The sequence below is a fragment of the Rhodobacter sp. 24-YEA-8 genome (assembly GCF_900105075.1).
Lineage (GTDB): Bacteria > Pseudomonadota > Alphaproteobacteria > Rhodobacterales > Rhodobacteraceae > Pseudogemmobacter.
On the sequence record NZ_FNSK01000004.1, the window covers coordinates 104895 to 118697 of the forward strand.

Genomic DNA, 13803 nt, shown 5'->3' on the forward strand with positions numbered 1-13803 from the left:
GCCTTGAGCTACAGTCCGAGGTGTGAAAATGCTGTGGACAGGGTTGGCGCCCTTTTTGTAGCTTAAGGCCTCTCGGGTTCACTCGAGAGGCTTTTTCCTTTTCCGGCCGTTCTCCTTTCTCTTACTGCTTCGATTTCGCTTGTGCCTCGAGCAACGCGTCAATCGCGGCCTGAGGGTTCTTTCTGATCCAGGCATGCAGGTCTTTTGCCGTTGTGATCGAGACGGTGATGGTCGCCTTAAGGGCCGTTGTTTTCACGATGGCGGGCGCTTCGGTGGCCAGCACCTGAGGCTTTGCCTGTGGCGGTGCTTTTGCTTTCGACGGAATCGCCCGCTCGACCGCTGCAAAACGGTCGTCGCTGGTGCCTTTCCTTGCCTCTGCCGCTTTGATGAAATCTGTCTGGTTTCCGGGCGGAAACCCTGCTTTTTCAATATCTTGCGCGAGGCTATACCAGCGATCCCTGCCAAAACCGGGGGCGGCGCCAATGGCGCGGATCAGGTCAGGAGAGATGCGCTGAATGACCTGCCGGATCCGCGACAGATTGGTGAGCTTGTCACCATTGGCACGGGCCTTCTGGTCGATGTTCAGCGCATCCGCGATCAGATCATCTGACTTGCCTTCGGCCATCAGCTGACCTGCAAAGGCGGCTTTTTCGATAAAACTCAGATCCTTGCGGGCGCTGTTTTCCTGACCTTGCGCGATAATCGCCTGGTCATCGCTCAGGTCCCGGACAAGGGCTTTTGCCACCTGGCCAAGCTGACGCAGGGCTAGAAGACGCCGCCGGCCATAGACGATGCGAAACCGGCCTGCGGGCAGGGGGCTGACCAGGATCGGCACCAGCTGGCCGTTCTGGCGAATGCTCTGCGCGAGTTCGGCGATTTCATCCGGGTCAATTTCAAGCCGGTCCTGATGTGGGCTGTCCTCGATCAGGGCGACATCAAGGTCGCGCACACTGGCGGCTGCAGCGGCCTGCAGGGAACGCGCCATGCCGGCAAGGGCAGGGGCCGGTTTGGCCGCGGTATCGGGATCGGCCACTTCGTCAGGGCTGACATGGAATGTAATTTTGCGTGCCAACTTACACTTCCTTCCTGCCCCAGGCGGATTGGATCAGGCCCTCAATCTCATCGACGACACCGGTGATGCTTTCGATGGCCCGATCATAGGTTTGCCGGGTGAAATCGCTGCGATTGGCCTCGAACAGCGTTTGCTGTGTCAGCCCTGCATCCGAGACCGCCGAGGATTTGAGGAAAGTGCGGGTCAGCACCTCATCGGTGAACATGGTGCGCAGGAAGGCCGCCATCTGGGTCTGTGGCCCGTCATTTGGCTCGAAACGCGTGATCAGGAATTTCATGAAATCCCAGTTCGGGCTTGCGCCGACCTGAGCGATGGTCGCCATCAGGCTCGCGGTGAGCTGCAGGAATTGCGCCATCGAGGCAACATCCAGCATGCTTGGCACCACTGTCACGATCAGCGATGTCGAGGCAACCAGGGCCGACAGCGTAATGAAGCCAAGCTGCGGCGGACAATCGATGACAACGACATCATAGAGGCTTTCGACATCCGCGAGGCAGATCGCGAGACGCTGGTAGAAGGGGGGCTGGGTATTGTTCTGCAAAGCATGCGCGGTCTCGGTCTCGAATTCCGAGAGCAAGAGCCCGGCCGGCGCCAGATCAAGATTGTGGAAATAGGTCTTTCGCAGAACGCTGGCGAAGGGCAGGGGGTCGTCATAGCGCAGGGCGTCATAGACCGTGCCGGTTTCAGCCAGCTCGATCTCGGGGCGGACGCCGAACATGGTGGTCAGCGAGGCCTGCGGATCCAGATCGACCGCCAGGACGCGATACCCGTCCAGCGCAAGCTTTTGCGCAAGGTGAATGGCCGTCGTTGTCTTGCCGGCGCCGCCTTTGAAATTCGCCACCGAAATGATCTGAAGCCTGTCGCCGTCGCGGCGACCCGGCACGAGGAACTGGAACCGCCTGGCCCGGCTGTCCTGAGCGATTGCGTGGCGCGCCTGATCAACCTGCACCGCTGTGTAAAAACGGCGGCCACGACTGTCCGTGTCGACATCAAGGTCAAGTTTTTCGTTGAAAAACTGTTTGCGCAGATGATCCTGGGAAATGCCGATCAGGTCGGCGGCTTCTGCGGCACTGAAGCGGCGCAGTTCTTTCTGCTGGTCGGGCAGGAAGGAACGGCGCATGTTTGCGTCAAGAGATCGGCTGAGGCGGTGTGCCATAGCCTGAATGCGCTGATCGATCCGTTCGTCTGACATCTGCTCACCCTTTTCGGGACTATTTGTCGTAGGAACGCCAGGCGGAGATTTATCCTGCTCATGCGTTCTTTTGTAGCTTTGGCAGTTGTTACAGATTCTGGCAAGGGCGGAATGCACTATATATAGCGATCTCACATGGCCCATGTGCCAGGAAAAGGGTCTGAAGAGAGTAGGGCGCTCTGGTCTGGTCCGGTGTTCCCAGGTTTGACAAGCATTAGATGTCTTGCAACTAGTGAATAATATATTAGCCTTTAATGCGACAAAATATGATAATGACTAATATATTGGCTATAAAATGTTCATCGGTCTTGAGACATCTGCTGAAGTTAGGGATTCGATGCGTCAGGCGGCGCGTCAGCGACGTCTTCTGCTTGGCTGGAGCCAGGCTGACCTCGCCGCCCGCTCTGGCGTGTCCTTGGGCAGTCTGAAACGATTTGAAACTTCGGGCGAGATTTCACTGACGTCTCTCCTTGCCATTGCAGAGGCGATGGCCGTGCTTGAAGGGTTCTTATCGCTGTTTCCAATGCCCGAACCGCGCAACCTTTCTGAGATTGAGCGGCAGGCCCATGTTCCGCAACGGGCAGGCCGCAAGCCGGGATCTGCCAGATGACATCAATCCGCTTGCGCGCTTTCCTTTGTTTTGATGGCCGAACGGAAATCCCGGTGGCGCAGTTGGGCTGGGATGCGCGGGCGCGACATGCGGTGGCAGAATGGGATCCGGACTTTTCTTCCCGCTCCCTGCCGCTCTCACCGCTGCGCATCAAAAGTTATAACGCGCTGCTGAGGCCGCAGCAGCGGGCCTTTGGCGATCTTCCGGCGCTGTTCGGGGACAGCCTGCCTGATGGCTGGGGCCGATTGCTGATCGACCGTGAACTTGCCGCACGTGGCGTGAGCCGCGTGGAATTGACCGATCTGGAACGACTGGCGCTGGTCGGGACAGATGGGATGGGGGCGATGGTCTATCGTCCTGAACACCCGCATCAGCCGGAAGAGGAGATCAGTCTCGACTGGTTCGACAGGCTTGTGCCTGAACTGGATCACGGCATTGCGCTCGATGATCTGGAGCGGCTGCGCCATATGGCGGGGGGCTCTCAGGGGGCACGGCCGAAATTTGTCGCGCAGCTGGCAGAGCAGGGCACGCAACTGCGCAGCCACCGCAAAAAATGGCGAAAGGGATGGCGTCAGGTCCTGATCAAGCGACGGGCGAAACTGGATCCTCCCGGTTCGGTTGAGGCGGAAGCGGCTTATGCTGCAATGGCCCGGGCCGCAGGGATTGAGATTGCGCGGGTCGACGTCCTGCGCGCGCAGTCTGGCGAAGCCTTCTTTGTGACGGACCGGTTTGACCGCGACGGTCATCAGCGGTTGCATATGCAGACGGCAGCGGCGTTGCTCGAGACAGATTTTCGCAGCGCAATGGGGTTCGACTATCGGCAATTGCTGAAAATGGTCTCGGTTCTGACCCGCGACCGGCGTGCTGTCGAAGAAATGTACCGGCGGATGGTGTTCAACATTCTGGCCATGAACCGGGATGACCATTTGAAAAATCATGCTTTTCTTATGAACAGCGACGGTGAATGGCGCCTCTCTCCTGCCTATGATCTGAGCTTCAGCGCAGGCCCGGGCGGGGAGCACAGCATGTTGATTGCAGGGGAGGGGCGGTATCCTGGTCGGTCCGCAATGGCCCGTGTGGCAGAAGCCGCCGGGCTGAGACCAGGCAGAGCGCGGGACCTGATTGCTGAAGTCAGCGATGCTTGCGCGCTCTGGCCCAGCTTCGCGCGGGCGGCAGAAGTTCCGGCGGGTTTGCAGGATATGATTGGCGCATCACTTGTTGCCGCCAGGCTCTGGGACTGAATTGCCAATAGCTGGTTCGCTATCGTAGCCGTTACATCTATACATCCGATAATGCAAGATTATTGATCATAAAACGAAATTGACGAGCGCGGCTTATAATTTGAAAATAGATGGATATAAGCGCCGTATCATGTCGACGTTCCCGAGTGTCCGTGCTGAGAAATCGCCCCTGACACACAAAAATCCTCCGGCCCTGCCGCGATGGGTCCGGCGTGCTGTGAGGCTGGAAGATATTGAGACGGCGGTGTTTTCTTCCAGGTCAGCTCTGGCTGCGCTGGATCCGATCGCCGGGTCTGGAGGTCTGGTCTGCGTCCTGTGGGGCAAGCGTCTCGCGCACTTTGCGCCCGCAGCGGTTTCCCGGCTGGAAGGGTCCCGGGAGGGCCAGGCGCAGCTGCGTGATGCCTTTACGCAGCCTAAACCCGGCGGTGGTCCTGGCCCCGCCGGGCAGATGAGCGCCTTGGCGGCAGAGTTTTATACAGGCGTCAGAAAGGCAGCGACCAGGCTTCTGACCCGCTGGAAGGCCGCCTCTGCGCCGGCGATGGCGCGGGCCTCTTCGGCTTTGCTCAGCGCGACGGCGTCTAGGGCCTCTTTAAAACGGCGCCAGGACGCCGCCCGCCCCTCGGGCGCTTCGGCGAGATGGCGGGCGCCATGATCGGCGGAAAGCCCCATTTTCAGCGCAGCCTTGAACAGGAACGCGGCGCCAAGGTTCGATCCTTCGACGACATAGAGCCAGCCGAGCGCCTCGGGCAAATCCATCCCCTCTCCTGCAGGGGGCAAGGTCGTATCGTCGGCGATGGCAAGACCGATATCGTTAAGATCTGCCGCAACCGCTGCAAAGCGGGACCGGCCTGCGAGGCCCGGAAAGGCCTGTTGCAGCGCCGGATCCTGGTAAAGCGGCGCCACATCGCGGTGAAAGCCAGACTGCACCTTCAGAAACCGCGCGTAATTCTGCACGCTTTCAAATGGGCGCGCGGCCATGATCGCGGCGTCAAGGCGCTCATGGGTGGAATGGGTGGCCTCGCGCAGCCGCCGGGCACGGCCATATGTGCCGGTGGGTTCAGATGCGGTGGGTGTGTCGTGAAGTGTCAAGATCATGCCTGCCGGAGAGTGAGGGACGGAAAGGCCGGGCAACTGCTGCTGCCCGGCCCCGGGGAAGGGGGTCAGAACTTCATGGTGAAGTTGACCCGCGCCGTGCGGCCCGGTGCGGCCTGGGGCGTGGCGGAAAGCGGCTCGATATAGAAGCGGTCGGTGAGGTTCTCGACACTGAAATCCAGCGAGGAGGTCTCGTTGACCCTGTAAGAGCCGAACAGATCAAGGATGGTGCTTTTCGTGTAATAGGTCGGCGGGTTCACTGCGCCGGCCGGCATGACATAGCCGCTGTAGCGCTGCCCGGTATGCCAGGCCCTGAGGCCGAGCGTCAGGCGATGATCCTCCAGCATCCGCGCGCCGCCCGTCAGCGACCCGCTGGTCCTGGGCGGCATATTGACGATGCCGTAATCGGTGGCCCCGGTGGTGAAGCCACATGTCCCGGCGTCACACATTTCGACCTTGCTGTAATGGGTGACATTGCCTTCGACAAAGAAGGCGCCGGTATCGTAATTCAGCGTCAGTTCTGCCCCGCGGAACGCGGCTTTTTCGATATTGCCCCAGGTATAGGTGCTGAGCGGCGCGCGTTTGCGGATGATGTAATCTTCGTAATCATTCCGGAAGAGAACGAACTTTACCCGCATCTGGTCATCGTCGCGCAAAAGGCCGTCCCGGGCATAATTCACGCCCAGTTCGATATTCTTCGCCCGTTCCGGTTCGAGATCCGGATTGATGGTGATGGAACCCGCCCCGAACGCGCCCTGTTCGCGCAGGCTTGGCGGGCGCCAGCCTTCGGTATAGGTGGCGAATATCTGCATCCCTTCGAGCGGCGCGAGGGTGATGCCGAAATTCCTGCTCAGCTGGTTGCGGCTCTGATCGCCCAGCCCCGCCGTCAGGCCCTTGCCTTCAAGGCTGTAGTAATCATAGCGAAAGCCACCCGAGACGGTGAGCCAGTCATTGATTTCAAGTTTGCTCTTGTGGAAGAAACTTGCGAGCCGGCGGTTGGCATTCGGGTTCGCGCTGAGATAGCTGGTGGCCCAGGGATAGACCAGTGTGATCTGGTCGCTGCGCCCGCGCTCCAGAACGGCCTCGATGCCGTTGCTCATGGTCCACAGACCGGCCCCGGTCGAAATATGCGAGGTATTGGTGATATCGCCGCCGAAGGTGCGGTTGCTGGTCTCGCCGGTGCCGCCAAGCTGGGAGCGGATCACCCCGCTGGTGGTATCGACCTCGGTGGCCCAGAGGCTTGCGCGCAGGTCGATCAGCTCGTTGTCGGGGGTGTAGCTGTAGCTGAGGCCCACCGATTTCGTCGTGGTCTTGCTGTGGATGAACTCGCTGGGCGGAATATAGATGATGCTGCCGGGCAGGCCGAAATTCAGCATCGTCTCATCGGTCTCGCCATAGACATTGCGATAATGCGAGACGTTGAGCCGCAGGCTGTGATCGCCCCAGGTCCAGGTCGCCTTGCCAAGATATGTCGCGACATCCTGCGAGGTGTTGAAAACCTCGCTGTCCTTGCCATAGACCGAGATCGGGCGATCCCTTGGCAGCCGCGTGCCATGCACCGTGGTATTGTAGTTCTCCTGGCCATGCGAGCCGGTGAAATAATTGCCTGACCTGCGTCGTGAGGCCCCGAGCACCAGGTCGAAATTCTCGCGTTTCATCGCCCATGCAACGCTTCCGTTCCAGGCGTCACCGTTGAAGCCGCTGCCGCCGCTGCGACCGGCCTCAGTGCCGGTGGCCGGGGCACCGACCGAATTCGATGCCGTGCCGAAACGCAGGCGAAAGCCCTGATCCTTGCCAGGCGCCAGCACATCTTCGGCGTTGATCGTGGTCATATTGACCACGCCCCCCATCGCGCCAACGCCGCCTGCCCCGGAGGAGGGGCCTTTCGAGATATCAACGCCCGCGATGAAATCGGGGTCGATATAGGTCTCGTTGCGCGAACCGCGATAGCCGCGGTAGCTGCCACTGGTCTGGCGCGCGCCATCGACGGTGACGCTGACCCGGCTCTGTCCCTGCAGGCCGCGGATGTTGAGATCGACGGATGGCCCGACGCGGTTGCCGGCAGAGATCACGCCGGGCGCCGATTTGAAGACATCGGACACGGTGCCGGTGGTGAAACGGTCGATCTGTTCGGTCGTGATCACATTGACCGACCCCGGGGTGGTGAAAGCCGCATCTGCCATCTGGGCGCTGCCAAGAACGATGGTGCCCAGCATGACGGATCCATCAGCGGCCCCTTGGTCACGGCTCTGTTCGACCAGGGCCGCGGCATTGGCTCCGCCCTGGTGCACAGCCAGACCGCTGCCGGCAACCAGGCGTTCCAGCGCTTCGGCTGGCGACATTGCCCCCCGGACCCCGGGTGACATCTTGCCCTGCGCCGCCGAGGACGGGTAGCTGAGCTGCCAGCCGGTTGCTTTGATGAAGGCCGCAAGCGCCGAGGGCAGTGGTTGCGCCGGAATATCAAACCGGCTCTCTGCCATACCGGGCCGGGCTTCCGTTTCGGCCCGCAGTGCTGGCGCTGTCGCCAGGCAGCAGAGGATCGTTGTCAGAAGAAACCAGCCTTTGGCCCGTGACGCTGGCCTCTGGCCGGAAAAATGCGGTGCAGTCATGTCCCTATCCCTTTGCAGGTCACGGGCCGCTCCTGTGGTTTCAGATGTGGATCCCCGGGCCCTTCAGAGGCATGACGTTTCGGAAGCGTGAAACGGAAAAAATAGTTGAGTGTTTAACGAAGAATTATGATCCCCCCGGGAATCCTGGTCAGACTGAGCCCGGCGGTCTCGGCCAGAATCCGCATTGCGGTCTCGACATCATCGAGGCGGTAATTGCCACTGACGGCCATGCCGGCGACGGCGGAATTCATCATCATCACTGTCCCGCTGCGATAGCGCTGCAATTCATCGACGACGGTGCTGAGCGGGGTCTCGTCGAACAGGATCCGCCCCTGGCGCCAGGCGAGCGCGCTCGCACTGTCGGCCGCCTGCACCTGCGACAGGCCGGAAGGCCCGAGGAAAATCATCTGTTCCGGCTCCAGCGTGACCGGCGGTGCCACCGCGCCGGAGCCTGCAACCTCGACCCGGCCCTCTTCCAGCACGACCGTGTCATGATCCGCGCCAAGCCGCAGGCTGAATTTCGTCCCGGTCACGGTGACGGTGCCATATTGCCCGGTCACGCGGAACGGTCTCGACGTATCGGGGATAACGCCGAACCAGGCCTCACCTTCCAGAAGCCGGATCTCACGGCGTCCATCCGCGAAATCGATCGCCACGGCGCTTGCCGTGTTGAGGATCATTGTTGATCCGTCTGGCAAGGTCAGATTCGCCTGTTCACCGGCAACGGTGTAGAAGTCCGAATGCCAGATGCGCCACAGATGCGGCCCCTGCCAGATCCCCAAAGCCAGCATAAAAACCGCCGCTGCCGCGACACCTGCGCGGGCCATACGCGGCCAGGCGCTGCGACCGGCAGCGCGACTGGCAGAACGCAGCCCGAAGACGCCGGACTGCGCAGGTGCCGCCGCAAGAACAGCGTCGCGAAACCCGGGCGCACCCCACATGTCCTCAAGCCGCAGGAATTCATCGGCATGACGGCTGTCTTCGGCCAGCCAGTCCGCAAAGGCCTGGCTCGCCCGGGCAGAGGGCGCCTCATTGCGCAGGTTCACGAACCAGTCCAGTGCCTGATCGGCCACCGGATCCTCATGCGTGAAGGTCGCGCTGTCTGTTTCCTGTCTCTCTCGTGTCATTGGGTCATCCGATGATTGCCTGTGCCACTTTGGTATTGACGTTTCACCGCCGGAAAAGCGCAAAGAAACCCGTAACGTGGGGAAGGAGGGTGATGCGTCATGTTCGCCCCCGCCTTGCCAGCACATCGCGGCAATGCATCATTGCCAGTTTCAGATCATTCAGCACCGTCCGCTCGGACACATCCAGCGCTGCCGCGATCCGCTTGTTCGGCCATTCCTCGATCCGGCTGAGCCGCACCACCGTCCGCACCCGTTCCGGGAGTTGCCGCAGAGCCTCGGTCAGCTGGCGCAGGTTTTCACGGTCTATCAGCACGGTTTCGGCAGTGGGCGCGCAGGAGGGGATCTGTGCGACGCTGTCGGCTTCCGGATCCGACGGCGCTGCGGTCTGGCGTAAGCGGCTCCTGCGCAGATGATCCAGCGCCAGATTGCGCGCGGTGCGGAACAGAAAGGCCTCGATATGGATGATTTCCTGCTGTTGTGCCGCTTTATGCGCTCGCAGATAGGTTTCCTGGGTCAGATCGGTCGCCACCTGCCTGTCGCGTACAAGCCGCAGGACAGAGCCGGTCAGGGCCTGCCGTTGCGCAATAAAGATCGTATCCAGCGTGTTGGACATGGAACGGAAACCACGGGGGCCGAGCCTGGCGATGCTTGATGGGAAGCCGCAGGGGCGGCGGTTGTGCCTGTGCTTCCCGATGCTCTGGCTGTGCCGCTCCGCATGACGGAGCTTACATGGCTCTGCCCCTGATTAGAAAAATAACGGCAGATCCGCAATGCGCGGCGCATTGATTGCTGTCGGAAAATACATCTCGGCGGCTCGAAAGGGGCGGCCCCAGGGCGCCGGCCCATTGCCGCCGGTCGCAGAGCGAGAATGCTGTGCGACAGTATGCCCGCTAAGCGGCCATTCGGCGTGTGGCGCAGAAACCCGCCCGCCAGAAGGTTGGAGCGCCGGCGATACCTGCCGGGGTGGCGGCTAGTCAGCCGCTGCCGCAGCGGGCGCGGAACCGATACGCAGGATCGCCACATCGCGGAACTGGATGCCGGTCACAACCGAACGCAAGACGGGGAGGTTGCCAGCCTCGCTGTCCTCAGCCGGGGCGAGCACGATCCGCGCCGCGCAGCCTGGGGCCGCATCAACGGTCTGGCCCGTGAGTCTGGCGGCTGCGGGAACATAGGCCGGGTTCATCATGGTCCAAAGCAAAGGGGCCCGCGCGAGCGCCTCTTCCGCTTCGGCGCAGCTTGGATAGGCGAGAGAAAGAACGGCCTGTGCGCCGGACGGCGTCACGACCTCGGCCAGAATGGCACCTGAATAAAGCGGCAGCCCTGCGGAGATATTCGCGACTTCGGCCTCGAATGCGGCCTGCGCTTCTTCCTGGGTCTTGCCGATCAGAAATGCAGGATCGACAGACTGCGCCCCCACGGCAAGCGGCGACAGGATCAGGGCCTGGATCACGCCCTCGCTTTCATATTCGACCCCGGCAAGCGCGATACGTCCTGCATCGCTCTCAAGCGCGGTCGTTGACGCGCCAAGCACAGGCGCGAAATCGGCCGAAGTTGCGGCCTGCAGCAGGGCCGCGTCACGCAAAGTGACTGTGGAGGTTCTGCCCATCGGGCCGCGCCATGGATCTGCCACGTCAGAGCGGGCAAAGTCCATCGCGCCCGGATCGCCATTTGCCAGCACACCGGGCAGAAGCCCGGCCCGCGCGAAGCCAAGGTCGGCCAGGCCGTCAAAGGCGCCCTGAGCGGCAGACGCATCCGGGAACCCCCAGAGCGAGATTTCCTGCGGCGCCTGTCCGAAACCAGCCAGCCAGCGCAGATCGCTCAACCCGATACCGGATCTGGCGCGAAACAGCGCCGGGTCCGCGCCCAGAGCCGCAACTGGCCGGATGTTCGCGCCCCAGGCAAGTCTGGCAAGATGCTCCGACGAGAGTGAACCGTCTTTTCCCAAAAGCTGTGCAAGGCCAAGATATTCGACATAGCCCTGCTCTGCCGACGTAAAGACAGAAGCAGGCAACAGCGCCATCAGGACGCGCAGATCGGCATCCTCTCGGGCACTGGCCGCCGCCGGAAGCCATGTCATCGCCGCCATACCGATCAAGGCGCTGACCATTCTGTGTCTGAATGCCATGACTATCCCCTTGTTGCCGTGAAGTCGGGCGAGAGGCTGCAGCCAACCTCTCCGGGTTGCAAGTACGGGAAGCCATTGCCTGTGTTCAAAAAATCGGGTGCGAGATAAAGAGGGCCGCGCGGCACGCAAGTAGGCCCCTGAGCCATAGCTTCGATGGGCGGTCGGCGGCGGCGTTACGCCCTGCGCGCCGCCGGACGGCAGAACGGACCATTGGCCTTCAGGTATCCAGGACGCCGCCCTGAAGGGATCGCATCTTAGGGCTACTACCGGGCAACCTTCCAAAATCGCATCTGTACAGAAGGCCACTGGGGCGCGCAGTTTTAGATCCGACATTACAGAGCCAGGGAAATCATGGGCCAACATGACCTGATTATCTTTCCGCGGCGCTAATTCTCACCGGAAAGATGAGCCGTCGCCGCAACAGAAAAACTGTTGCGGTCCCGGTCGGACGGCAGCATTCCGGGAATTCCGTCAAGATACAGTGGTCGATGCCGATCATCGATAATGGGTCGACCGTGCCCTCCTGGAAATGCTTCAGCCGGTTTGCCGCGGTGCCCGTGGCGCTACGGTTCAACATGTCAACTTGAAAACTACCTGGGCTCACCGCCTTACGACACAGAGCGAATATGCTGGGTAGGTATGAAGCTCTTGCCGGAAACGGCGGGCCGACCGAGATAGATGTCGTGTGGTTTCATTGTCTGCTTGAAATTCAGAAGGAGATTGTTCTGAAATCCGGACATGGTGTTCCAGCCGGGCGGCTGTGCTCTGTTGAGACTCCAGGATACCCTTTGCTGGCACCAATGATGCGATACCGATCATGACCACCTGCTGGTGTGCATGCTGAACGCAGACCAGCCGCACGACACAAAGGCCGGATAGCAATTGACAGGGTTCGGGAAACGCAGCATCTCCGCCATAGCCGAGGCCAAAAAAAGCAGAAACAGACCCTCAGCCACCGGGTGGATTCGTCTTGCCCGGCGACTGGAACCGGCAACAATCGGAGCGTCAGGCATGGCCTGGGACTTTCAGGGCCTTTTTCGGCGGCATGCACCGGGTATCAGCAGCGCCCTGCGCAGGCGCGGCCTTGATGCTGAAACAGCTGCCGATCTGACCCAGGATGCGTTTGTCAGAACGATAGCCGCACGGCCGGACAGTGATGCGGCGGACCATCTGATGCAGGCCTATCTCCACCGGGTGGCGCGCAATCTCTGGGTCAACCACACCAAACGGCAGGCGCTTATCTTCGTTCTTCCGCTGGATGATCCCGAAGCGAAGGCTGCGCAGGCCGGCGCACCCGATACCGAGAGCATTCTCGTAAGCCGCGAGCAACTACGCCTTGTCGCCGCGGTTCTGGCGGAACTGCCGGAGCGGCAGCGCCGCGCCTTCCTGCTGCACCGCATGGAAAACCTCGCCATAGCTCGTATTGCGGAGGAGTTGGGCCTCTCGACCACCCGCACCTGGGAGCTGATCCGCGCGACTTATCGCCTGATTGTCCTGCGGACCGGAGGCACGTGACATGTGCTGCGCTTTCGCAACTCGGCCAGATCCGGACAGCAAAAGTGCCAGATTGCTGGATGAGGCCATTGATCTGACGATGCGGCGGCAGATCGCCCCGGATAATCCGGTCACGCAGCAGACCATTGCTGTCTGGCGCGCGCGCTCGCCCGAGCATGACCGCATCTGGCTGCGCGTCGCCGAAGCCCATGGTCTTAGCGGCATCGCCCTCGCACCAGAGGCGGGCGGGCGCGGCATCTCCAGACGCAAACTGGTGACGGGCGGAGTTGCCGTGATCGGCTGCAGTTTGGCCGGCGCCTGGGCTGTGCCCCACCTGCGCCTGCGCCTGACTGCCGACCATATCACGACTACCGCTGAGCTCTTGCCTTTGGAATTGCCGGACGGAACACGCGTCACTCTGGGCCCGGACAGCGCAATCGCCGGCCCCGCATCGCAAAGGCCCCGCGAGCTCCGGCTTTTGCAGGGAATGGCCTGGTTCGAAGTGGCCGAGGATCCGAGTCTGCCATTCGTGCTGGGACTGGGAGACAGCATGGAGGCGCGGACGATCAGCGCCTCATTCGAGGCGTCAAGTGATGCCGGCGTCGTCAACCTGGCGGTCAGTCGGGGAACGCTCAGCCTGGCCGGGCGCGTATCACAGCGGATCGACAGCGGAACATGGCTCCGCATTGACCCGTCAACCGGTCTTTCGGAACAGGGCAGCCGCGATCCATCGCTTGCCGGTATCTGGAAAGAGGGGCTGATCATCGCCGAAGCTGAGCCGCTTGAATCGCTGGTGGCCCGGATCGCGCGCTGGTTGCCCGGCTCCGTTATCATCGCCGGGGCGGAGATCGCGCGAGCCAGGGTGAGCGGGCTTTTTGACATCTCAGAGCCCGAGCGCGCATTGGCGGCAGCGGTTCACCCGACCGGCGCCAGGATCCGCCATGCAAGCGGCCTTTTGACCGTTATTTCCGCAGTCTGAACTTTTTTCGCAGTTTATGCCGAATGAATCGCCTGTCCGATTGTATTACTTACAGGGTCGGGCAATACCCACGGCGTTCCAGCGGAACGAGGCACGGCGCACCCTCCAGTTCAGTTTGACCGAAGGAGTGGGACGCCGTGGGCGAAATACGTGCAGTTTCAGACTATTACCCGGTGAGGCCGGGAACAGGAAGCCTGTGTCGGCTTCTTTTGCTATCCACGGTGATGTTTGCAGCACAGGCGGCGGTGTTTGCGCCTGCGGC

The 13803-nt window shown here is 61.5% G+C and carries 11 protein-coding genes and 1 pseudogene; 5 read left to right on the top strand and 7 right to left on the bottom strand.

Going from position 1 to position 13803, the window contains the following annotated elements:
* Positions 1 to 121: 121 nt before the first annotated feature.
* The gene (gene repB, locus BLW25_RS20885) at positions 122 to 1072 is read right to left on the bottom strand and encodes a plasmid partitioning protein RepB (RefSeq protein ID WP_092903769.1); all 951 of its coding nucleotides are present in this window, start codon (positions 1070 to 1072) and stop codon (positions 122 to 124) included.
* A gap of 1 nt (position 1073) precedes the next feature.
* Positions 1074 to 2264 (bottom strand): plasmid partitioning protein RepA, encoded by a 1191-nt coding sequence (gene repA, locus BLW25_RS20890; RefSeq protein ID WP_092903771.1) that lies wholly within the window; start codon positions 2262 to 2264, stop codon positions 1074 to 1076.
* A 295-nt stretch (positions 2265 to 2559) separates the two neighbouring features.
* Here repA and BLW25_RS20895 point away from each other — a divergent pair, with 295 nt between their 5' ends.
* From BLW25_RS20895 to BLW25_RS25420, 3 genes and pseudogenes are all read left to right on the top strand, one after another.
* A complete protein-coding gene (locus tag BLW25_RS20895) occupies positions 2560 to 2874 on the top strand; it encodes a helix-turn-helix domain-containing protein (RefSeq protein ID WP_092903773.1) in 315 nt (104 codons plus the stop codon).
* Positions 2871 to 4115, top strand: coding sequence for a type II toxin-antitoxin system HipA family toxin (locus tag BLW25_RS20900; protein ID WP_092903775.1), 1245 nt, complete (start codon positions 2871 to 2873; stop codon positions 4113 to 4115). Before BLW25_RS20895 ends, BLW25_RS20900 begins: the two co-directional genes overlap by 4 nt.
* Before the next feature lie 130 nt (positions 4116 to 4245).
* A pseudogene (locus BLW25_RS25420) lies at positions 4246 to 4563 on the top strand (DUF1403 family protein); the annotation flags it as partial.
* 23 nt (positions 4564 to 4586) lie between these two features.
* On the opposite strand, the gene BLW25_RS20905 reads toward BLW25_RS25420, so the two are convergent.
* From BLW25_RS20905 to BLW25_RS20925, 5 genes are all read right to left on the bottom strand, one after another.
* A complete protein-coding gene (locus BLW25_RS20905; protein WP_216279456.1) occupies positions 4587 to 5204 on the bottom strand; it encodes a biliverdin-producing heme oxygenase in 618 nt (205 codons plus the stop codon).
* 71 nt (positions 5205 to 5275) lie between these two features.
* The gene (locus BLW25_RS20910) at positions 5276 to 7816 is read right to left on the bottom strand and encodes a TonB-dependent receptor (protein WP_092903779.1); all 2541 of its coding nucleotides are present in this window, start codon (positions 7814 to 7816) and stop codon (positions 5276 to 5278) included.
* A 113-nt stretch (positions 7817 to 7929) separates the two neighbouring features.
* Positions 7930 to 8943 (bottom strand): FecR family protein, encoded by a 1014-nt coding sequence (locus BLW25_RS20915; protein WP_092903781.1) that lies wholly within the window; start codon positions 8941 to 8943, stop codon positions 7930 to 7932.
* 97 nt (positions 8944 to 9040) lie between these two features.
* Positions 9041 to 9556 carry an RNA polymerase sigma factor gene (locus tag BLW25_RS20920; protein WP_092903783.1) on the bottom strand — a complete coding sequence of 172 codons (516 nt, stop codon included), beginning with the start codon at positions 9554 to 9556 and terminating at the stop codon, positions 9041 to 9043.
* A gap of 357 nt (positions 9557 to 9913) precedes the next feature.
* Complete coding sequence (locus BLW25_RS20925; RefSeq protein ID WP_143040581.1) at positions 9914 to 11068, bottom strand: hypothetical protein; 1155 nt, start codon at positions 11066 to 11068, stop codon at positions 9914 to 9916.
* A gap of 1011 nt (positions 11069 to 12079) precedes the next feature.
* On the opposite strand from BLW25_RS20925, the gene BLW25_RS20930 reads away from it, so the two are divergent.
* Both BLW25_RS20930 and BLW25_RS20935 read left to right on the top strand, forming a co-directional pair.
* On the top strand, positions 12080 to 12583 hold the full coding sequence (locus BLW25_RS20930) for an RNA polymerase sigma factor (RefSeq protein ID WP_092903787.1): 504 nt from the start codon (positions 12080 to 12082) through the stop codon (positions 12581 to 12583).
* 1 nt (position 12584) lies between these two features.
* A complete protein-coding gene (locus tag BLW25_RS20935; protein ID WP_092903789.1) occupies positions 12585 to 13541 on the top strand; it encodes a FecR family protein in 957 nt (318 codons plus the stop codon).
* The last annotated feature ends 262 nt before the right edge of the window (positions 13542 to 13803 follow it).